The organism is candidate division WOR-3 bacterium, assembly GCA_029858255.1.
GTDB lineage: Bacteria > Hydrothermota > Tepidihabitantia > SM23-42 > SM23-42 > SM23-42.
In genome coordinates, this window is sequence record JAOUFJ010000008.1 from 54529 (window position 1) to 77592 (window position 23064).

General features: G+C 47.8%; 16 protein-coding genes. 8 read left to right on the plus strand and 8 right to left on the minus strand.

Annotated features, from left to right (window positions below; translation table 11 throughout):
• Positions 1-31 precede the first annotated feature (31 nt).
• The gene (locus tag OEV79_05530; protein ID MDH4210890.1) at positions 32-1639 is read right to left on the minus strand and encodes a T9SS type A sorting domain-containing protein; all 1608 of its coding nucleotides are present in this window, start codon (positions 1637-1639) and stop codon (positions 32-34) included.
• A gap of 129 nt (positions 1640-1768) precedes the next feature.
• Between OEV79_05530 and OEV79_05535 the strand changes: the two genes are divergently transcribed.
• Both OEV79_05535 and OEV79_05540 read left to right on the plus strand, forming a co-directional pair.
• A complete protein-coding gene (locus tag OEV79_05535) occupies positions 1769-2677 on the plus strand; it encodes a DMT family transporter (GenBank protein ID MDH4210891.1) in 909 nt (302 codons plus the stop codon).
• 110 nt (positions 2678-2787) lie between these two features.
• On the plus strand, positions 2788-3135 hold the full coding sequence (locus OEV79_05540; protein ID MDH4210892.1) for a DUF5684 domain-containing protein: 348 nt from the start codon (positions 2788-2790) through the stop codon (positions 3133-3135).
• 113 nt (positions 3136-3248) lie between these two features.
• Here OEV79_05540 and OEV79_05545 read toward each other — a convergent pair whose 3' ends face one another.
• Entirely contained in the window at positions 3249-3953 is a 705-nt protein-coding gene (locus tag OEV79_05545; protein ID MDH4210893.1) for a hypothetical protein, read from the minus strand.
• 188 nt (positions 3954-4141) lie between these two features.
• Between OEV79_05545 and OEV79_05550 the strand changes: the two genes are divergently transcribed.
• Positions 4142-5782: a PAS domain S-box protein gene (locus OEV79_05550; GenBank protein ID MDH4210894.1), complete on the plus strand. Its 1641-nt coding sequence runs from the start codon at positions 4142-4144 to the stop codon at positions 5780-5782.
• A 45-nt stretch (positions 5783-5827) separates the two neighbouring features.
• On the opposite strand, the gene OEV79_05555 is transcribed toward OEV79_05550, so the two are convergent.
• The 4 genes from OEV79_05555 to OEV79_05570 form a co-directional block, all read right to left on the minus strand.
• Positions 5828-7657, minus strand: a complete 1830-nt coding sequence (locus OEV79_05555) for a DUF885 domain-containing protein (GenBank protein ID MDH4210895.1) — start codon at positions 7655-7657, stop codon at positions 5828-5830.
• A 121-nt stretch (positions 7658-7778) separates the two neighbouring features.
• Complete coding sequence (locus tag OEV79_05560) at positions 7779-9251, minus strand: hypothetical protein (GenBank protein MDH4210896.1); 1473 nt, start codon at positions 9249-9251, stop codon at positions 7779-7781.
• Positions 9248-9763 carry a hypothetical protein gene (locus tag OEV79_05565; GenBank protein ID MDH4210897.1) on the minus strand — a complete coding sequence of 172 codons (516 nt, stop codon included), beginning with the start codon at positions 9761-9763 and terminating at the stop codon, positions 9248-9250. Before OEV79_05565 ends, OEV79_05560 begins: the two co-directional genes overlap by 4 nt.
• Before the next feature lie 17 nt (positions 9764-9780).
• Complete coding sequence (locus tag OEV79_05570) at positions 9781-11247, minus strand: T9SS type A sorting domain-containing protein (protein ID MDH4210898.1); 1467 nt, start codon at positions 11245-11247, stop codon at positions 9781-9783.
• A gap of 370 nt (positions 11248-11617) precedes the next feature.
• Between OEV79_05570 and OEV79_05575 the strand changes: the two genes are divergently transcribed.
• The 4 genes from OEV79_05575 (at position 11618) to OEV79_05590 (ending at position 17449) form a co-directional block, all read left to right on the plus strand.
• Entirely contained in the window at positions 11618-12031 is a 414-nt protein-coding gene (locus tag OEV79_05575; GenBank protein MDH4210899.1) for a hypothetical protein, read from the plus strand.
• A 2-nt stretch (positions 12032-12033) separates the two neighbouring features.
• Positions 12034-14400, plus strand: a complete 2367-nt coding sequence (locus tag OEV79_05580) for an ATP-dependent DNA helicase (protein MDH4210900.1) — start codon at positions 12034-12036, stop codon at positions 14398-14400.
• Positions 14401-14406: 6 nt separating this feature from the next.
• Positions 14407-16149, plus strand: coding sequence for an exonuclease domain-containing protein (locus OEV79_05585; protein MDH4210901.1), 1743 nt, complete (start codon positions 14407-14409; stop codon positions 16147-16149).
• A 178-nt stretch (positions 16150-16327) separates the two neighbouring features.
• Complete coding sequence (locus OEV79_05590) at positions 16328-17449, plus strand: glycosyltransferase family 4 protein (GenBank protein MDH4210902.1); 1122 nt, start codon at positions 16328-16330, stop codon at positions 17447-17449.
• A 145-nt stretch (positions 17450-17594) separates the two neighbouring features.
• Here OEV79_05590 and OEV79_05595 read toward each other — a convergent pair whose 3' ends face one another.
• Both OEV79_05595 and OEV79_05600 read right to left on the minus strand, forming a co-directional pair.
• Positions 17595-19505 (minus strand): NF038122 family metalloprotease, encoded by a 1911-nt coding sequence (locus tag OEV79_05595; protein MDH4210903.1) that lies wholly within the window; start codon positions 19503-19505, stop codon positions 17595-17597.
• A gap of 337 nt (positions 19506-19842) precedes the next feature.
• Entirely contained in the window at positions 19843-21753 is a 1911-nt protein-coding gene (locus OEV79_05600; protein ID MDH4210904.1) for an NF038122 family metalloprotease, read from the minus strand.
• A 206-nt stretch (positions 21754-21959) separates the two neighbouring features.
• Here OEV79_05600 and OEV79_05605 point away from each other — a divergent pair, with 206 nt between their 5' ends.
• Positions 21960-23048: a T9SS type A sorting domain-containing protein gene (locus OEV79_05605; GenBank protein MDH4210905.1), complete on the plus strand. Its 1089-nt coding sequence runs from the start codon at positions 21960-21962 to the stop codon at positions 23046-23048.
• Positions 23049-23064: the final 16 nt, after the last annotated feature.

Genomic DNA, 23064 nt, shown 5'->3' on the forward strand with positions numbered 1-23064 from the left:
CACGGTGGACTGTTGACCAGAAAAGTGCATATCACTGCACGACCACAACTTTTTGCCGTGCTACCAATTTATCCTTTTCATAGATGTTCATGAAGTATACGCCCGGTGTGTTTATGTTCACTCTTTGGTTCCTCTGGTCAACCACCAGTCGGCCCGTGATGTCATAGATCTTAATACGAATATCGCCGATGTTCAATCTCACTGCGAAGTTACCACGATTAGGATTTGGTAATTTCAGTATGTCATTGAGTTCGGTTTTTACTATCTCTTGAATTCCGGTTCCCGATGTGTTGAGGAAAAGAAAGTTCCCGCGGCTGGCATGCCAGTTCGTCACGATCAGATCGAGATCGAGAGAGTAGGTGTAATCGACCCACAAGGTCTCGGGTTGTGTAATGATATCGGCAACCGCGATCCATCCGTCCACGTACGAGAAGCAATATTGGTCAAGATCGAGTGGTCCGGTGTTTCTTCTTACCTGAATGACACTTTTGAGCCATCTGTTCTGCAGATAGAATGTCCTTGAAGTGGCATCAACTACATGTATTTCATCGGTTATTGTTGTGGGTAAGGTGTTGTCGATATCACCAAAGCTGATGTTCTCGCAGACCAGGTGGTAAATGCTGGTAGGGATCCATTGCCATGAAGGTGTCTGTGGCAGCGAGCCGGAAGTGTTCTCAAAGACCTTGATCGACTCCCACCATCCTCCTGCGGCCAGGTCCAGATCACCGTCCCGGTCAACATCTCCCAGGGCGACGCATGAATAGTAATTGAGGTTCTGACTGGTCCATACCGGGAGAGTATCGAGGGTTGTTCCACTATTGAGGTATAGCTCACAATTGCTGGTCCCGCCGGTCTGGGCATTGTTTGCACACACTAAATCGAGATCGCCGTCGTTGTCGATGTCGCCAAAAGCGATCTTCAATGTGCCCAGGCTGTTCGCGGATTGCCAGAAGGGAATGGTATCAAGATTTCCACCGTTGTTCAGGTATATGAGATTCTTGCGATGGTGCCCGGCAAGAACAAGGTCCAGATCACCATCCATTTCAATGTCGACCCACGCTACGTCGTAAAAATAGGACGTTATATTGCTTTCCCAGCACGGTAGTGTATCAATGGTTCCGTTATGGTTCAGATAGACTTTTGCACGTTGGAGGCTATCCGTGTACTCTTCGCCGCAGGCGACAGCAAGGTCGAGGTCGCCATCACCATCCACGTCACCGAAGGTGCAGGCAAAAGAGTTATCGAGGTCAGATGGCTGCCAGGCTGGTGTCTGCTGGAAGGTACCCGCTTGGTTGTAATAGATCTTGTCGTATTGTGGCGTAGAAGGATCACCGTAGTTTGCCACTGCAAGATCAGGATACCCGTCATAGTTTATGTCGCCTATGCTTATGTGTGCGTTGTACCCGATATCTGATGAAATCCACGATGCGATTCTTTCGAGAGTGTCGGTATCGTTGTAATATACGCGATTGGGATCTTGATCCATATCATTGCCATTACCCGTTATGAAGTCAATGTCTCCGTCTAGATCGATATCGACAAGTGCGCCGCCAGTGGAATAATCATCATCTATCGATTCCCAGTCGGGTTGGTCTGGATAGGGAATTATTAGAAACAGACAAAACAGAAGATTGTACATTGTTCTCCTTTCGCTGATAACCGAAAAATTATAACAATATGTTGGAACGTGTCAACATCTGCACCGACATGACTTATTGACTCGGTGTCGACTATCCTTATAATGTGCGAACATCATGGGATTTGAGATATGCAACTGAGAAGCAGAGCAATGCCGGCCGAAAACGATAATACGAAAGGACTTCTCTATGCGGTAGGTGGCACACTGCTCGTGTCGACCAACTATATTACGGCTAAGTATGCTCTAAGAGGTATTAATCCGGAGACGTTCAGCTTTATCTGGACAGTAGCGGCAAGCGTTTATGCCTTTCTCATTATATTACTGACCGGTAAGCATAGAGAACTACCGATCCCGCGAGGCTCGGTATTGAGCATTGCCATACTCGGTGTGGCTACGGGTACAGGCATGATCCTGGCATGGAGCGGGCTGGCCTTACTTGATCCCTCATTTGCCTCGTTTCTGTGGAGATTTTCTCCGGTCCTTATTATCATTTTGAGTTTCTTTATTCTGGGCGAAAGACTGCGTCTGATCGAAGCGGCGCCGATTGCGGCAATGGTATTGGGCGGTGCAGTCACTACTTTAGGCAGGTGGCATATTGTCGGAACGGGTGTCGTACTCACCCTGATGGGGTGCGTCGCAGTTGCCGTTCAGATGCTGGTCGTGAAAATGAATGTGAACAGAATTCACCCAAACATCATGGTTTTCTTGCGGGTATCCCTCGCTGCTGTGATCACTGGTCTCTGGGCCGCTGTCAGCGGGAAGCTGGATCTCCATGTTGGAATTTCCTATATCCTGGTTGCGCTATTAGGTGCTTTTCTTGGTCCGTGTGCGAGTTTTCTGTTGACTTTTAGGTCTTATCGCTACTGGGATCTATCGCGATCGAGCATCGTTCTGACCGGTCAGCCATTACTTGTCATACCCATGGCTTATATTGCATTCGGCAAACTCCCTACCGGGTTCGAATTACTGGGTGGACTCATCATTCTTGGCGGTGCTTTCTGGCTTGTTTGGCTTCATCGAGCACGCATCTGGCAGTAACAAAAAGTCTTTACTATTGACAATTACTACAGTAGGTATATACTTGCATTAGTAGAAGATCAACTGTAGCATCACAAATTTCAAAGTGTCTTAGAAAGGGGGTGAAACTGATGGAGTATGGCGCACAGCAGTCCTATTTCGCTGCCTATTGGATCTGGTGGCTAATATTCTATGTATACATGTCAGTGTGCTTGATGATGATTGCCAACAAAACAGGGACCCCAAATTCATGGTTGGCATGGATTCCCATAGCAAACATCTATCTTATGTGCAAGATCGCCGGCAAACCGGGTTGGTGGCTCATTCTTTTTTTCATTCCGATCGTCAACATAGTCATCGGCATTATCGTTTGGATGAAGATATCTGAGGCGAGAAAGAAACCTGCCTGGCTCGGTATTCTGATGATAATACCATTCGTTAATCTCATCATTCCTGGAATTCTGGCTTTCACCGAATAATACACTGGCGGATGTGATGATAAGGGGTGTCTTCGCCCTAAGAAGCGCGAACACCCCTTATTTACTTACGCAACGGGTAACGTCTTCAGAAAATAGCGAGGTGGTTGTATAGCCTATGTTTCGGTTTTTGTGACCGATTCCATGAATGCTCTGACAGTCTTGAGCAGCGTGTCATATTTTTCTTTGAGATCCAAGTACTTCTTTTTGTAATCTTCTTCAGGTGCACCTGATTCTGGCAGAGCATGCTCTGCTGCATCTTCGTCAAATAGTGTTTGGATAGACGACACTATGTCATCTGCTGTCTTCTCGCTGCTTTCCGGGTCGTGCGACTTGACCACATCCAGGAATCCTTCTTCCTCAAGCCATACTCTTGGATCTATGAAATCGCTGGGGTGCTGGCGCTTATGCCATGCTTCGCGTGCCTTTTCATAATCTATTACAAGACCCGGGCATGCTTTTTTAATGACCTCGAGGTAGCGGCTGGGGAAGCCAATGTCATTTTCCGCATACCTTATCAACTTGTATCCTTTGTGTGTTCGCAGAAAGACATCCCTGGTTTCTTCTTCACTTTTCTTATAGATTGCTATGACTGGCGGTATGCCTATGGAGAGCTTCTCGCACACGCGGTCGATCAGCTGCTTCGACAGCATTTCAGATAGAAGATTCACGTTGGCGATTATAAGGTCGAGGTCGTTCTTGAACTTCAAGAATAACTGAAGGCATTCCTCGATCGAATCAACACCGATGATCCTTTCGCGGCTGATAAGGTCAGCCAGGTTTTTCCTTACGTCTTTGTCCGGTTCAACGAGTATTATCATGATTCTATGCAATTATAGAGTATTATAAGCATTTGTCAAGAATGCAGTGAATTTGCAGGTAATAGTCTCAGGATTGCCGCGGAACAGACAATTTAGTGGATCGAATTTTTACCTCTCGGCGAAATCTCAGCCGGATAAGACTTGACATCGAAGTCATTAGTCCATATAATTGATGAACGGATGAGTCTATGAGAGCGAAAAAAGTGTCCAAGAAAAAGATGAAAAAGAGAAAGGCTCGGCCTAAATCTCCTGCCCGTAAGGCAGGAAGCCGGGTTCAAAAGGCAGTGAGATCGGCCCGAAAACGCTTGAATACTGCCAAGAAAGTCAGTACTCTGCCAGTATGTGAAAGACTGACGTATTTACTGACGAGGACTTCGATAGTCATCTATGCATCAAAAACCGGTGACGATTATGGCGCGACCTTTGTGAGTGATAATGTTCAGAGGGTGACGGGCTATAGCTACAGGTCGTTTGTCAACCGCCCGAATTTCTGGTTTGATCATATACATCCGGATGATCAGGAAAGGGTGCACCGTGAAGTAGAACGGGTCTTTGAAGATGATTATCATGAGTATGAATACCGGTTCAAGCACAAGGACGGTCATTATATATGGGTACATGATGAGATGAGGTTGATACGAGATTCCAAGGGTAACCCGGTGGAAATAGTCGGATACTGGACAGACATTACCAGGCGCAAAGAGCTGGAAATGGAGGCAGAAAAGCGTGCCAATCTGGTCAGTGGATTTATGGAATCGGCAAGTGAGGGTTTTGCACTATTGGATTCCAAATTCAACGTCATTGCTGTCAATCGGTTCTTGCTGGATAAGTTCGGTGTCAAGAAAGAAGATGCTCTCAGGATGAATTATTTCGATATATCAGGCGTGGCTTATGAGTCCGGGAGATATGAGGAATACGTTGAGATACTCGAGACTGGAAGACCCCGCTTTTATGGTGATTTGGTTTTGCCGCCTGAGTATGACAACAGACATGTTTCCGCGCAAGTGTTCAAGGTTGGTGATTGTTTGGGACTCATTATCAGGGAAGTGACCGACGAGGTCAAGCGCCAAAAGGAATTGAAAGAGAGTGAAGAGCATTTTCGTACCCTGCTCGAGGCATCGAATGCCGGTATCATCTTTCAGGATGTGGATGGTATTGTCATACGTGCGAACAGCCAGGCTTGTGAGATGCTCGAAATGAGTGAATCTGAATTGTGTGGTGCTAAACTCACCGACATATGCAGTCACGTGATTGATGAATATGGCAAGGAGTTGGGAATTGATGATTACCCGGTGACAAAAACACTGCGGACCGGAAAGCCGGTTCAAAACGTAATGGTCGGTATACCGGTTGATGAGCCCGGTGAGACAAGGTGGTTCCTTGTGAATTCAGATCCTGTTGTGGACCCTGAAACAGGCAGGTTAGATGAGGTTCTATGCTATTTCGTGGACATCACGGGGCAAAAGTACATGGAAGATCAACTTGTAGAGAGTGAAGAGCGATACCGTCAGATATTCGAGAATTGCCCGGTCGGCATCGGGATTGCAGATTCTGAAGGCAAGGTAGTTACGGCAAATAATGCCATGCAGCGCATCACCGGATACAGTCTTGATGAATTCAAGAAGGTCAACCTTGCCGACACGTTCGAGAATTCTGAGGATCGCGACATGATGATCAAGATACTCAATGAGAAAGGGCAGGTTTCAGATTATCGTGTCCGGCTTCTGCGGAAGGATGGCACACCATATGATGCGGTCCTCAATATATCCCGTATAGAAATAGGGGGCAGAGTTTACAACCACACTATGTGTCATGTTGTTACGCCTTAAAATCATTGCCCCTGTAAAGTATCTGGCTGAAAGAAGAACGATCGATTAGCTGCCGTAGGATTTTATATACTCTTCTACAAGACTGTCAAGCACGGCGAGGGGAACTGATCCATGTCTCAGGACGACATCATGGAATTTCCTGATGTCAAATTCATCGCCGAGTCTGCTCTTCGCCCTTGCTCTTAGCTCCAGTAATTTGAGTTCTCCGATCTTGTACGCGCATGCTTGCCCCGGCCAGACAATGTAGCGGTCGATTTCTGAATATGAACCCCACCCCAGGTTAGATAGAAGATACTCATATGCCCTTTCCCGTGTCCACTTCTTGTAGTGAATTCCTGTGTCGATGACAAGACGTAAGGCTCGAAACAGTTCGGAGCGCAAGTAGCCGATCAGGCTTTCGGTGTCGCCGTAGAAGCCATATTCGCCTGCCAGTTTCTCCGCGTACAGTGCCCATCCTTCGACGTATCCAGTGAAGAAGAATAGTGTCTTGAAAACTCGTGCTTCTGAGTGCTCTTGTTCGAGAGCGATCTGCAGATGGTGCCCGGGTATTGCTTCGTGATATGTAAGAGCTTTCATACCTGACTTCTGATGCTGGTAGGAGAGGTTCGCGTAGAATATGCCGCCTTCTGAACCATCTAGTTTCGGCTGCTGGTAATAGGTGCCTATCACCTGCACCTTGTATTCCGGCACACGGGCGACGTTTACCGTCGTTCGAGGGATTACCGAAAACATCAGTGGCAGTTTGTTCTTGATGCTATCGATTATCGCCTGGTATGAAAGGATCGTTTGTATTTTGCCTTCTTCGGTTGACGGGAAGAAATACTTCTCGTCCGCCGTGTTTCCTGAGATCTGCATGTACTGGCCTAACAGGTCGGAAAATTCGCCGTTGCCCGTGATCCCCAGTTTCCTGAACTGGCGTTTGAGTTCCTTCTGTATACGTTCAACTTCCTCAAGACCAAGGTTGTGTACCTGCTCAGGGGTCATGTTGGTGGTCGTGTGATTGCGTAGACAGTATCTGTAGTATTCATCGCCGTCAGGTAGTTTCCAGACACCCGCATTTTGGTCTGCTTTTTGCAGCAAGATTTCCACCTGTTCGATCATTCTTTTGTATGCCGGGTAGACATTGTCCTCCAGGGCGTTTGCAGCTTGCATGCAAAGATTTCTCTTGGTACCGTTAGTGATGCCTTCAATTCCGACGATGCGTGAGTAGAATGATGTGTAGAGCAGGTTCTGCTCGCAGGATACAGAAATGAATTCATTGAGTAGCTGAAGATAATTTCCCACAATATAGGAGGGTGGTATGATACGTTTTTCTTCCTGTATTTTCATGCGTTCGAGCAGTTGTCCCACCTTCATCTCGATTTTTCTTAGTCTCTGTATATAGTCCTGCGCATCGGCAACACTTGAGATTCTATGGTGCTCGGTCATCATGGTCACGAAAGTGCCGTGAAGTCCGAACAATGGGTTTATGGTGTATGTGTGGTTGGAAAATCTCTCACCTTCGAGTTCATTTTCCAGAAACCATTTAAGGACCGAAGCCGCAATACGTTGAGAAGAAGAAAGCCTTTCCTGATCATACTCCGAGACCCAGCTGTGGTATTTCCTGTACAGATCATAGATCTTCTGTATTCCGTATTCTGACTCGTCATCGAGTGCATCGTTCCTTACCACGATGTCCCATTCGGGCGGTATCCCGATCGAAGTTCCTGTTTCTGGTCTCAGTTGAACATATTCATTGAAGAAATTTCTGAACAGTTCTTCGATGTTTTGGGGCCGCTGCTGAGCTTGTGTGCAGACTGCGAAATTTATGGTTGTGATCAGGAGCGCAAATCTTACCTTGGTACTCATCATCAATTTAATGATAGGGTACTTCATGAAAGCCCTCCACCGTTTAATTCATTGTGCATGGTACAGTGTAATCGAAAGGCTTACATTCGGCTCACAAATAGGCTCAGACCGGAGGGTTCTTTGCGTTCGACTCGATCCTATGGATGCTTCAGTTTTCTCCCAGATTGACTACCTTGAATACGGTCTTGGTATCATTACCTGATACCTGCACGAAGATAATACCTTTAGGAAAATCGGCGCTTCGAAGCCTCAGACTGGTTGCGCCTTCGATGTCATGTCCGCGTATCCTTCTAACTATCCTGCCCGTAATATCGTAGACATTGATGCTAATCAAATGGCTGGTTTTTGGAATGTTTATGTCTATGGTTCCCCGCCAGATTGTGGGCATTTGAAGTATGCCGTTCTCAGGGGAGAGTACGATAGAGCCTTCACTAATACTCAGTTCTGACAGCATTGCCTTACTGAAGTATAGATCATTATCATCTCCGTTGCGGCCATCGGTCCATATCGCATATAGATATTGACTGTCACTGAGACAGATATGATACTCGCCCATGAAATCGGCAAGACTGGTAAATGACGTGTCTGATACCCTGATACTCGGGCCGAACGTGGCGCCGCTATCTGAGGAATACTGATAACGGACCTCGAAGACGCTCGAGAAATTGGTTGGCCAATCTGGAGTATGGTAGTAGATGACGTGTAAACCACCATACGCGTCAAAATGTACCCATCCCTTGCACTGTCCACCTGCCGTCACGTCATTCACAACGAGGGGAGTACTCCATGTGGTACCACCATCAGTTGACCGCACTCCTAGGATGTCCCAGCCGCCGTAGTCGTCGTTGACCCATGTGCCAAAAACGACATCACCACGTGCAGTTATCGAGTTTATCGGCGCGCGATCGCCGTAGCTGGGTGTGTACGACCAGTTGGCCAGATATACCTCTGGAAGCCAGTTATCACCGTGGTCGGTCGATTTGCGGTAATAAACACCGCCCGTCCCTGCTACTAGCAGCAGATGGAGATTCTCATTCTCATCCATACCAAGGGCGTTTATGTACCGTCTGTTCCATATAAGGTTTGCAGTGAAGCTCTGTCCATAATCGGTTGATCTGGCAAACCAAAGACCTAGTTGTCCTGCGGTCTGCTGCCATGCAATATAGATCTCATTGTCGTTTACCACCATCCATGGTTTGTCGACTCCATTATATGGGTTGACCTGGGTTGTATCTGCCCAGGTCTGTCCGCCATCTCTCGACAGATAATGTTTCATGAGTGTTGCCGAATATTGGATGAGCATATGCACGTGGCCCGAGTCATCCACGCCTATTACCGGGTCGGTATGCCAGATGATACCGGATGCCATGTCAGTGAAAGGGATTTGTGTGAATGTTTGACCAGAGTTTAACGAATAGGAATAAGGAGCAATGGGTACAGTAGCCCGTTCTGCGGTGTTGCAGATGGAAAAGACCGAATCTCCCCATACGGCAAAGCACGATTCCCCCTGGTTGAGCGTATCCCATGGTTCATCCGTACTCACTCTGATATTAGTAGACCACGGCGGGTCAGCCCAGAGGGATACAACCAATGCCAGCAGCACGATAGTGGAATACCTCATCGCTCCTCCGTTTTGATAGGATGGCGGACTATTGATATCCGGTCGATTTCTATTTCAAAAATCCCGGGTGCTGCATTCTCGATGAAAACGTAGAGAGCTGGGTTTATACCGGGGGTCAATGCTGCCGGGAATTCAGTGCCGGAGAACATTGCGGCGTGCTTTAGCATGATCGTCACATCCCGCCATTCTTCGTCGGCTGCGATGATGCTCTCGCCAGCATAATAATCCGTGCACGTTCCTTTACGGAAGAAATACCTTATGCGTACCGTATTTTCATTACCCTTAACACGTATTACCAGAGCATCATTATCGGAGAACGCGATTTCTCTATCTACGTGCAACCAGGCCGATGCAAAACCCTCGAACTGCGGGTTTGCCGTGAGTCTGACACTACCATCTCGGTGCATAATCTCTACATGGTAGTCGTACAATTGTTGCATCGCTGATGTGTTTTCGCTAAAGTCTTCCTGCCACATGATAGATGCGGTCAGAAAGAGAATTAGAGAGATCATTATGCCTCCTTTCGAAGCTATTCTATATAAATGATCTTTTCGATGGACCTTGCATTATGCGTCTTCAATTCACAAAGGTAAACACCGCTTCCTAACCGCCGGTGTGCTTCGTCGGTACCGTCCCACAACACCGATGACTGATGACCGATAGCAGATACCTGCTCAAATTTTCTTACTAACCTTCCACTTGTGTCATATATCCTGATGTCTACATCTTCGGCACTGCTTATATGTCGGTTGTCCGTTGTCTCGTATCTGATATCTGTGCAGTTTGAGAAAGGATTGGGGGTAACGGTCAATGAAATCGTAGCCACATCCTTGTCATTCGATTCGTTGATCCCGACATCAGGCTCTGTCTTCAGGAGCCACGCATCATCGTGTGTTTCGAGTAGAAACGCGGAACCGCCAATGATGTATCCGCCATCGTCACACAGGTCAACGGCGCTGCATTCTGCCGCATCGCCGCCACTCCACATGCGCGCCCATATAGAATCACCAGTCGCACCCAGTTTCATCAACCATACAAAACTCTGGGCAAATGGGACGAGGCTCTTTGCACCCCCGACGATATATCCGCCGTCTGTGGTTTGTTGTACCGAACGGAATTCCTCATGTCCTGGACCGCCATAGACAAATGCCCACAACGAATCACCCGCGGAATTTGCCTTCAATACCCAGGCGTCCTGTATGAGGGAACCGATCTGCCCGGTATGTCCTGCGGCAACGTATCCTCCGTCTGCTGTCGGTGTAAGCGAACTAAAGATCTCGCTGCCAAGCCCGGAATAGCGGCGCGTCCAGGCTGGGTTGCCGGCGGAATCGGTTCTTATCAAATAGGCTTCATAGGCAATGCTATTTAACTTGCTGGCAGTGAAGACATAGCCCCCATCGCCCGTCTGGTGGAATGAAACGCCGGGCCCTGCTGCGAAATCTTCATAGATCCTTGTCCATAGCGTATCACCGATCGAATCTGTCCTCAGTATCCAGGTTCCATAGATGCCACCCAAAGATTCGGTCTGACCGTAGATAGCGTAGCCACCATCATCTGCCCGCAGTACGCAGAAACCGATGTCGTCCTGAGTGCCTCCATATGTCTTAGTCCATAAGGTATCACCATCGGCATCCGTTTTAAGGATCCAGAGGTCACCGTTCTGCGTCGCTCTGAGCCCGACAGCGATAAACCCGCCGTCTTCAGTCTGCTTTGCCGAGAAACCACAATCGTCGCCTGTTCCACCGTAGATTTTGGTCCATATCGAGTCACCCTGTTCATCTGTACGCATTAGCATGAGGTTTTCATTCCACGAACCGCAGAGTATGTATCCATTGTCAGGCAATTGTTCTACCGACTGGAACCACTCGTAGGGCCCCGTGACTCCGTACAATTTTGTCCAGACCGTGTCGGGTACTTGAGCAGAAACCGATATCATCGTTAATAAAAGCACTGAGATAATGATGCTCAAAAAAGGGATCTTATTTATGACTACCATTTTTCCTCCCGGTTGGTATTGTTCAGAGAATATTATTGAAGCTCCGGATTTTGCTGATCACAATCGTGTACAGGTATACCTGTGTAATCGATGACTGTCAAGTATATATACTTGTACCAGCGTGAAGAGACAATAATATTCCAGTTGCAGAAGAAACGGTATCTCAAATGCATCAAGGTTGATGTTGAGATACCTCGCAAATCCTCTCAGTTCATTGAGTCTCCGCATCACGTTATCTTAAATACTAATCTCACGTAGTGCTCACAAGAAATCTCAAAAAACCGGAGTGTTACACTGTTATTAAATTCGCTTGACTATGGTGAGTCCACCTATATACTGGTATTGAGATGGGCCCATCCAAAGGAGACCCGTGAAGAACAATAAAGCACCGCAGCTCATACTGAAGATCATTTCTGTGCTCATAATGTTCGGTGGAGGGGTGCGGTTATTTGCGGAAAGAAAGATATTCGAATCCTTCCTCATTGACGAACTTTGGTCTTCTCACCCCTATTTCATCTATATTTACAGGGTTCTCGGGGGGTTTGTTGTGTCTGCAGGTGTCATGCTCTTCACGATCGCCCGTGATCCAATTCGATATGAAAAATCCCTTCAAGTTAGTGGTTTCTGTTTTTCCTTTATTGCCTGCGTCATGTTTTTAAGCGGGTTATTGCTGAAGATGTCGTTCCTTCATTATGCCTTTGACTTTGTTTTCTGCCTGATCACAGCCTGGGTGTGTTTTGCACTGTACAAACAGAATGCGGGTATGCCGGCTGACAGCAAATGACCGTGCCTGACAAGAAAGAACAGGTCAAAAAGCGGACGTTGAGCATTTCGGTGCGTGAATTGGTAGAATACACGCTGCGCTCTGGCGACTTGAATTTGACTTTCTTTAGCACTGACCGACCGGTGCAGGCAATACATGTTCATCAATTAATACAAGCGGCAAGACCAGTTGAATATACACCGGAAGTACTTGTCAGACACATTGCAGAAGCCGATGAATACCGGTTGCACATCGGCGGCAGGATCGATGGTGTTTACGACAACGGTCAGCGTGTTACCATCGATGAGATAAAGACAACACGCAAAGCCCCGTCAAATGTACGGGAAGAAGAAAACCAAATTCACTGGGGTCAGGCCAAGTGCTATGCTTACATATACGCAATTCAAAATGGCCTGGCTGAAATAGATGTTCAATTGACATATTATCAGATCGAAGAGGGCGAGCGTGTCGAGATCCGGCGTACTTTTTCGACCAAAGATCTGGTTCGTTTCTTCGAATCGTTGGTGTCTTCGTATTTGCAGTGGGCAGGTGCGGTCGTGAAGTGGATTGAGTTGAGGGACCGCTCAATTGAGAAGATGAGTTTTCCCTACGATGGTTACCGGCCGGGTCAGGAACAGATGATCGGCGCTGCAGCCTCGGCTATCGAAGATCGAGTGCCTCTTTTGATCCAGGCGCCAACCGGCATTGGTAAGACCATGGCCGTTATTTACCCGGCCGTCAAGGCACTTGCTCAAGGGCTGACAGATAGAGTATTTTACTTGACAGCACGGACCACCGGAAGAAATACGGCGGAGCAATGTTTGGAGACGCTCAGAGCGAATGGGGTGAAATGTAAGTATCTGAGCATTACCGCAAAGGAAAAAATATGCTTCAACCCGGCAAAATCGTGTAGTGGTGATGACTGCGAATATGCCCGTGGTTTCTATGACCGGATTAATGAGGCAATTGCTGACGCATTCAGCGGGGAAAATTTCACGAGAGATACTATACTTAGTATTGCCAGAAGACATAGGGTATGCCCCTTTGAGTTCTCGCTCGAGTTATCTCTGTGGGTAGACGTAATCATATGCGACTATAACTATTTTTTTGACCCAAGGGTATATTTGAGGCGATTCTTCGAGGACGGAGACAGTAATCACGTTGTGCTTGTTGATGAAGCTCACAATCTGGTTGACCGGTCGCGGGAGATGTATTCAGCAACTCTGCACAGAATGCCGCTCAGTGCCGTCAGGAGAAGCGCGAGAAAGAGAGTGCCCGGTTTGTACCGTATTCTGGGTAAGGTCAATGCATGGCTGGTCAGAGCGGGAGAACAAATACCTGAGGGTGATACAAGCATGGCTGCGGAAGAATGCCCGGTTGAACTGTGCCAGTTGTTGCGGAAATTCACGGATGCAGCTGAAAAGTGGTTGTCGAGAAATGAAACATCGAAGCTCCATGATGATATTCTGGAGATCTACTTTGATGTGCGGAGATTCCTGAACACTGCGGATAGATACGGGACGAATTACGCAACATACTATTCCATCATTGGCGGGGATTTGGCTGTGAAGATTTTCTGCATCGATCCATCAGAGCATTTGGAGGCGAAACTTCAACAATGCAGGTCCACAATATTTTTTTCTGCAACGCTGATGCCCATAGAATATTTCGCGAAATTGTTTGGGTGTGGCAGCGATGCGCGCGCAATCTCACTACCATCACCATTTCCCGGGGATAACCTCTGCGTTCTGGTCGCGGGGAAGATTTCCGCCCTTTACAGATACCGTGAATTCACCAAACATGAAGTTGCACGCATGATCGCTGCCCTGATCGACAGGAAGAAAGGCAATTATCTGGTATTCTTTCCTTCTTATGAGTATATGAAAATGATCTATGCGATCTTTCAGAGTAGGAGGCCTAATGTAAGGTTGATCGTGCAGGAACCGAGTATGTCTGAGCAGCAGCGAGATGAGTTTCTGAATAATTTTAGCGCCCAATCCGATGGTTTTCTTACCGGGTTCGTAGTCATGGGTGGTTTTTTTGCCGAGTCGATCGATCTCGTAGGTGAGCGACTCACCGGAGCGGCGATCGTGGGCGTCGGTTTTCCTCAGATTTCACTGGAGAGGGAGTTGATCAAGGCATACTTTGACAGCCAGAATGGCTCGGGATTTGCATTTGCCTATCAGGTTCCGGGTATGATAAAGGTTCTCCAGGCAGCGGGCAGGGTCATTCGCTCTGAACACGATACGGGTGTCGTGTTACTTATTGATACACGGTATACCAGTCCTCCATACAGCCTGATGTTTCCCGAGGGTTGGCGTCCTTCTTTTGTCAGTAGTGTTGAGAAAGCAGGCACATTGCTGCAGGAATTTTGGAACCGTAAGATCTGACACGTCATGAAGAATTGTGATACGGCTCTGGAAGATCTGGTCGTGCTGCTGCTAGATTGTCAGACAACCGGGGCGAATCCAAGGAGTGGAAGTGTCATTGAAATCGGCTGGGCTCGTTCGGACGCGTTGGGCGACGGGGAGGAGGTGTCGGGGATCAATGCGCGTATATTCAAAAAGCCGTCTGATTTCGAAATACCAGCACGTGTACAGAAAATCACAGGGATAAACATGGACGATATCGTTGCCGGTTCTGACCCGGAAGATGTTTGGGCGGAGATATTAACCACGGCGGAAGCGGTCGTCAGGTTGAACAGGAAACAGATGTGTCCTACTGTTATACATTTTGCGAAATTTGAGCTACCGTTTCTTACTAAACTGCACGCCATGTTTGGAGCAAAGAAGGATTTCCCGTTTACATTCATATGTACGCATGAGATTTCCAGGCATCTGTTCCCCGAATTGCCGAGGAGAAGCATCAGGGCCATAGCCGGGTACTTCGGTCACTCGCTCCATGAACTGAGGCGTTGTAGAGAACATGTTCAGGCGACAGCAATCATCTGGCGTGAAATCTTACGCGTGCTAAGGGAAAGACACGGCATCAAAACATTTGAGCAACTGATGGGATGGCTTCATCAACCAAAGGTCATTGTTTCAACGAGCAGATCGTATCCAATGTCGGCGCACGCGCTGCAGAGGTTACCCCAAAACCCCGGTGTTTACCGGATGCTCCGCTCCAATGGTGACGTATTGTACGTAGGTAAAGCGAATTCGATAAAGCAGCGCGTGAGGAGTTACTTCAGGAAGGGCAGCCGGCATCCTGAACACATACTCGAGATGCTTTCTCAGGCCAAGCGTCTCGACCTTACCGTCACCGAATCCGTGCTCGAAGCTGCAATCCTCGAATCCGATGATATCAAAAGACTCATGCCGCAATACAATATTGCTTTGCGCAAAGGTAATCGGGATGTCTGGTTCTACTCAAATGACTTTTGTGAATATGGCCCGCAGCCGACAAGGAGACATAAGATCGGCCCGATTGTCGACCGTGAGGCAATGTCTAATTTTGCGGCGATCATTAGGGTAACCGAGATGGGTGACATATCTGGGACCGCCCCGGAGTTGTTGATGAGCGGCATCGGTGTACCTGAAGGATTTGCTCCTGAATACAAGTGTATTAAGGCAGGCTACGAAATATTCATGAAACGTCACGCGGGTGTTCTAAGGAGAAGAGCTGCTGCCCAATCCCTGAACGCAGTTGGACGGCAACTATGGATAGAAAGGCAGAAAGGTAAGATTTGCGAGAATACCGAAATGGAAGACCTTGTTCTTAGGAGTATTGAGATACCCGCATGGACACCCGATTCAGTCTGTCGATTGATCGAATCTAATGTTATACGTGCGGGTCATGCGATGCGCCGGGCACACTGGTTTATAATGTTGACCGAATCGACTCTGGGATGGATAGAATCATCGGTTTCAGACGGAAGCTATTTCCTGATCGTTTTTGAAAAGGGACAGATACTCTATCGCCGGGTTCAGACTATGGGAGAGCTTCCGATCCCTCCCGGCCACCGCCGACATTTTATTGAGAAGCAGCGCAGTTTTGACACCATGACCTATGATCGCATGCGTGTGGTGACGACTGAAATCAGGAAGGTCATAAGCTCAGGCAGGTGGTTTGAAATAAGATTCACCCCGGTCAATACACTCGGTTGTGATGATCTGATCAATTTATTGAGCTGGGTATAACCTGATTCCTCAAGGCCAATGTGTATTGACATATGTACAGGTGTAATTATAATCACTGGCGTAATTTCTTGTTGTTAGCGACAAATATGCCTGGCTGCAGAAATTATGGTTGCTTTTTCAGGGTCGATGTATTAGATGTCGATCTCATTTCTTGAGGTTTGGAATTTTGTGCATAGGTATGAGTAGAAAGAAGAATCTGAAAGTTCTTATGGTCACGGATGCCTATTACCCGTACCCTTCGGGGGTATCCGAGTACGTACACTGCCTGAGCAATATACTTCGGAATCTAGGGCACACAGTAGACATCGTAGCAACTTCATTTGGCAGAAAAGAGGATAGCAAATACGATGCAATCCGGATCGGCAAAGTACTTTACGTTCCTTTGAACAAATCATATGCGACAGTGCCGGTTGGATTTGATGTTCCTGCAAAGATGAAGTATTTGATGCAAAGCTCCCGGTATGATGTGATTCATCTTAACGGCCCGATTTTCCCAAATCTATCCTATTTTGCGCTGAAATATTCAAGCACGAGGACAATTTCAACCTTTCACACATCATCAGAAAAAGTGAGCGGTTTTGGTGGAAATCTGTTCAAAAAGATATTCGGCGATATGAATGCGAAAATAGATGTGAGGATCGCTGTTTCAAAACAGGCTCAGAGGACAAACGAAATGTACATCCCCGGAAAGTATCATATTGTGCCTCTCGGCATTGACGTTAGAAGGTTCGCCCCGCGAGGGGATAAATGTGCCGAAATTGGGCGGAATTCGATTCTCTTTGTCGGTAGGATGGATCCCAGAAAAGGATTGCACAGACTGCTCAGAGCTTTTACAGTTGTGAAGCGTGAGATGCCCGATGCCTTGCTCTTTATCGTTGGCAGTGGCCCTGCGCGCGCGAAATATGAGAGAATGGCAGTGGATTACGGTGTCGGGGATTCCGTAATCTTCAAGGGTGTGGTGGCGATTTCTCAGCTTCCAGAGTATTTTCGTTCCGCCACAGTCTATACTTCGCCGGCCGAGGGGGGTGAATCGTTCGGTTTGGTGCTTATTGAGGCGATGGCTTCAGGCGTGCCGGTTGTCGCTTCAAGCATCGCAGGCTATGATGAAGTTATCGAGAATGGACGCAACGGTATCCTGCTCGATACAGATGATCCCGCAGCATATGCCGAATCTTTGTTGAACGTTCTACAGAGTGCCAAACTGAGACGGACTTTGATCGCCGAGGGTTTGAAAGATGTGACGACCAAATATAGTTGGGATATTATAGGACGCAGGATCGAGCGATTCTATTATGAATGAAGTATATCATATTCCTGAAAGACAGAGTGATTTTGCCAAACACCACGGTTGAATGAAAAATTCTTAGTTGAACATTTTGCGACAACTCAAGAAAAATGGGGAAGCGGCAGGAAACTCCACTTCCCCGTATACTTTTCCTTGGTGTCTACTTGATCAAAAGTAACTTCGTGTTCCGCACGTATTCGCCGGCCTTGAATTGTACGAAATATATTCCATTGGGCACTGACTTTCCGCTTGCATCACGGCCGTCCCACATGACCGATGAGGAATAGCCGGTGACTGATAGTTGCGTGGAAAAATCCTTGATTAGTTTGCCGGTTACATCGTACACGAGTAATGAGATATCCTGTGGCGCATATCCATCATCCTGTATAGAGTAGCGCATTTCAGTTGCGCCTCTCGATGGATTCGGTACAACGTTGAAGTACGTGCCTCCATTCTGGTCGAGTCTGTTCTCTTCGACATAAGTGTCGAGCACGAAATTCGCAGTCACTTCCTTATCGGCGTTCATTATGATCGAATCGGGGTTTTGCGAACCCCATAGATTACCGCTCCAGTGGCTGAATATCCACCCTGAATCAGGCACAGCAAGGAGTTCGACCACCGTACCGCGTGGGTATTGAGCCATGTTCGGAGTTACTTCTACGGTGCCATTGCCGACCGTGTTGACCGTCAGTATAACAAATTCTGTGATGAACGTGGCCGTGATGAATTTGTCATCGTCCATGATGACGGTAGCGGGATTTGTGTTACCAGACAGGTCGTCGCCCCACGCGTTGAAGATCCATCCGGAATCCGGTATTGCCGTGACTTGGACAGGAGTGCCTGGATCGTGCCATGGTGTGTCAGGCTCGATCTCAACAGCGCCGCTGCCGGCAACCCTGGTGTGTATATAATATGACAGAATATAATCCCAGCCGATCGCATCGAACATATTCCGGTCGGGCGCCCTGAAGAAATTTGGGTAGAATGTCTCTCCGGAACCGATAGCAGGCTGCATGATAGCATTGACGTTGTATTGGCTGAAATGTGAAGCCTGATAAGGTTCGCCGTCTGACATCTGGTACTCGACTTCTATCATATCAGAATTGACATCGTCATTGCCGCCTGATATGTCAACCATGCGCGCTGTAGTCTGGAAATCATACCAGGTATCTGGATTATAGTTACCAGTGCCGTCACTATCCTGGAATCGGTACATGTCGAGTGCGTCGATGTCCTGCGCGTAACCGTCAGCGTTCGAAACAAAACCCAATACATGTCCTACTTCATGGGCGGCAACAGACTGGAAGCACATGCCGTAAACTCCGTCACTCGGGGTGTAATCCCACGTGAAATTCGAGCTGAAAGTAATCTGCGCGGCGAGGCTCGGGAAAGAACCGATCACCGCATTATAGGTTGCCACCAGAAAATATACGCGGTCTTCGTTCGTTACAGTAGAAGTTGCATAAGTATAACGGACCGGTATTGTGTTATCCGGCGGTAGTTGAAGTTGGATAGAATCGTCCGCATCCATATCAGCGATAAGACTCGCACGTGTTATCGAGTAAGACGGATTGCCCGCGTAGTAGCTCTGAGCCATACCAAGTATACCGGGTCCTAGAGGGGCAAAACCGATATTAATGCTGACTTCCACGTCGTCATCGAACCGTCCTTCAATAAATACGGCGACAGATTCCAGCGCGGCCAGTGCTTCTGCCGGAACACTCGTACAGTTGTAAACGATATTGATGCCGCGTCCTGCTCGACCTGCGCTGACTATGGTTTTGTTCGGTGCGTTATCGAAATCTTCGCGTGCCTGCAAAGCCATATCCCGGAATTCCGTCGGGGACACCCGCGAAAGGTCGCTGCCAATGACCGGATATATTAGACTTCCGGTCTCCAATTCTACGGTCGAACCGTCGAGATAAAGCCTGCTTTGCATTACGGGTCCCGGTTCGCGGAAGTGATAGTCTTTCTCAAGATATCTGAATTGCTCTGCCATAATGAACCGAGGTATCGGGAAGATGGTAGCGCACAGCAGAACGAATGCTACTCCACAATTAAGGTGCTTCATTAAATCCTCCTTCATAGACTATTCAAGCACTCTGATCTATTCGATAGTATGCACCTATTCAGCGGTATAGTTAATCAAGGTACATTCAGTAATAATATCGATTGTCCGAGGAATGTCAAGGAAGGTGTTATGGGGTCAGGTCTTGACTATTGACAAAGTCTGAGTGTGGCGGGGTCTACCAGGGAGTTTTTTTCCACGAAATCTGACGAGGGTGATAGGCATTGGGCCACTATTGTCAATAGTCAAGACCTGACCCCACAGCTAGATGATTGGATATCTGCAAAAGGAAATGCCCGGCACAATTGGATCGCGCCGGGCCTGTGTATTCATTGATATTTTAACGTACAAGCAGCAATTTCAATGTTTCCTGGTATTCACCGGCCTTGAATTTGACGAAATATATCCCGTTGGGTGTCGGCTTGCCGTTCGCATCACGGCCATCCCAGGTTACCGATGAGGGATAGCCGGTAACCGATAGTTGCGCAGAAAAATCTTTGACGAGTTTGCCGGTTACATCATACACGAGTAATGAGATATCCTGCAGCGCGTATCCTGCATCCTGTACAGAGTACCGCATTTCAGTCGCGCCGCTCGATGGATTCGGGAAAATGCTGAAGTACGTACCTCTGTTCTGGTTGAGTTCGTTTTCTTCGATATAGGTATCGAGTATGAAATTCGCGGTCACCTGTTTATCTGCATTCATAAGGATCGTATCGGGATTTTGCGAGCCCCAGAGATTGCCGCTCCAGAAGCTAAAGATCCAACCTGGATCAGGTACGGCTGTGAGCTCTACTTCTGAACCCCGTGGATAATATGGTAGATCGGGTACTCGATTGACAATACCGTTTCCTACGACGCTGACGGTGAGCGTACAATTGATGGTCTGGAATGAACCAATAACCGATTTGTCATAATCCATGACGAGGGTTGCAGGGTTTGTATTGCCGGTAAGATCGCCACCCCACACAGTGAATTGCCATCCCGGATCAGGCACAGCGGTGAGTTCGACCGTATCTCCGGACGCATGCCACTGTGTATCTGGATCTACTTCCACTGATCCTCCGCCCCACGCACTCGTCACCAGATAGTAAGAGAAGAGGTAATCCCAACCGATCGCGTCGAACATGTCTCGGTCCGGAACCTGGAAGAAGTTCGGGTAAAAAGTTGCTCCGGCGCCGATGGCGGGTTGCATTAGTGCGTAGACATTATTCTGGCTGAAATGTGAAGATTGATAAGGGTCACCGTCGGACATCTGGTACTCTGCCGCGATCATGTCGGCGTTCGCGTCATCGCTTCCCGGTGATTCATCAACCATTCGTGCAGTGGTCTGGAATTCGTACCATGTGTCCGGATTGTAATTCCCCGTACCATCAGAACGCTGGAATCTGTAGATATCGAGTACTTCCATGTCGTTGGTCAAGTAGGATGAACCGCAGCCAAATCCGAGGACGTGCCCGATTTCATGGGCAGCCACGGATTGGAAGCAGTGACCGACCACGCCGTCGCGCGGGTCATAATCAAACGTGAAATTCGTGCTGAACGTTATCTGCGCGGCCAGACTCGGGTAGGAACCTATGACTGCATTGTATGATGCAACACGGAAATAGACACGATTCTCGTCGGTGATGGTCGAACTGCCGTAATTGTAGCGGACCGGGATCGTTGCCGTGGTTGGCAGCCATGTTTGAACCGAGTCATCAGCATCCATATCATTGACCAAACTGGTGCGGGTCGTTGTCCATGAAGGATTACCTGCGATATAGCTCTGGGCGGTTCCGAGAATGCCCGGCCCCAGTGGTGCGAAAGTAATGTTTATACTTACCGAGACTTCGTCACTGTAAAGCTGTTCGATATATACTGCAACGGATTCCAGTGCAGCAACCGCTGCCGGCGGGACGCTCACACAATTGTAGACAATATTTATGCCCCGACCGGTGCGGCCAGCGCTGACTATTGATTTGTTCGGTGCATCCTCGAATGCCTGGCGCGCCTGCAGAGCCATTGTGCGGAATTCCTCGGGCGTGACCTTTGAGAAATCGCTCCCTGTTACTGGATAGATCAAGCTGCCGGTCTCGAGTTCGATGATTGAACCGTCAAGATAAAGACGGCTCTGCGCTTTAGGACCCGGTTCATAGAAGAAGTAATCTTCTTCTGTATAACGCATCTGAGCCGCCATGGACAAGATCGGCAGGATACACAGAAGCATTGCTGTGGTTCCCATCCTTTTTACCAAAATCCTGTTTCTCATCATGTCCTCCTGTTTGGATAATTTAATGTGTCTATTATTCATTTTTCTGTTTGCTAAAAATGTTCGTAGATAAAATAGTTATGAATAATAATAGTAAAATTCACGGGCATGTCAAGATTATAACACCAGCCTGCGGTGACTACGTGTTTTGTAGCTTGACATTACATTTATTCGACCTATAATCTATTCGGAAGAAGGAGGATGAGATGAAGGTGCCTGGATTCTTTGTATCGCTATGCATAATCGTAATTGGCGCACCTCTCTTTGGTCAGATCACAATTGACTGGACCGAAGTCCCCCAGTATACCGGTATCGAATTTATTCATAACGGTGTCAGCGATGTAACGGTCGAACTTGGCGTATCTGGAGGACCAAAAACCTGGTCGTTCTCAAACCAACCTATGGGTTCCCAGAATACCTATGCGTTGATCGTGCCGCGTACCTCCACACCGTTTGGTGATTCGTTCCCTGATGCAAATCTTGTGCTTCAAATCACGGAAGATGGCGACACGGTTTATGCATACGGTCAGATCGCTCCATCTTTTGGCAGTAATTTAGGGTTGGGCAGTGTGTCACCGTTGACGACATTTTTCAGATTTGAACCGACGGACTCTTACCCGCTACCGATGGTTTATGGTGCCAGCCGTTCCTATCAATATGGATACACGTTGTCATTGGGCCCGGTAATGGATTTGCGGACTGACAATTACGGATTGGAGACAGTCGACGCATATGGTTTCGTGATCATTCCATATGACACGTTTGAATGCTTGCGCACGTGTTCATTTGATACAACCGTATCGACAATACTGGTGAGTGGATTTCCCATTTCGGTTGATACGACGACGCATATCATCTATGATTTCCTTGCCGAGGATTATGGACTCATTGCCCACGTTCTCAGTAATCCTGAAGAAACGAACCCCAACTATACCGAGGCATCTTTTCTCGAGCGCCTCAACGGTTTTTCTACGGGGATAAACGAATCGAAACACATTGCCGTGATCAATTTCTCATGCCAGCCTAATCCATTCTCGAAGCTGACCATCATACGATTCTCTATACCTGGAGGAGTAGACAGTAGACAGAACACAGTAGGCAGTATGAGGGTTTACGATCCTACAGGACGCTTGGTTAAGTCGTTTAATCTGGAATCGAGTATCGAGAATCAAGAATCGGCAATATCCTGGTCTGGCGATGATAATACGGGCAGGAAATTACCTGGTGGCGTGTATTTTCTGGTAGCGGACGTAGATGATAGTCGCTTCAGCCAGAAGGTGTTGTTGATTAGATAGGGTAGATGGAACAGCG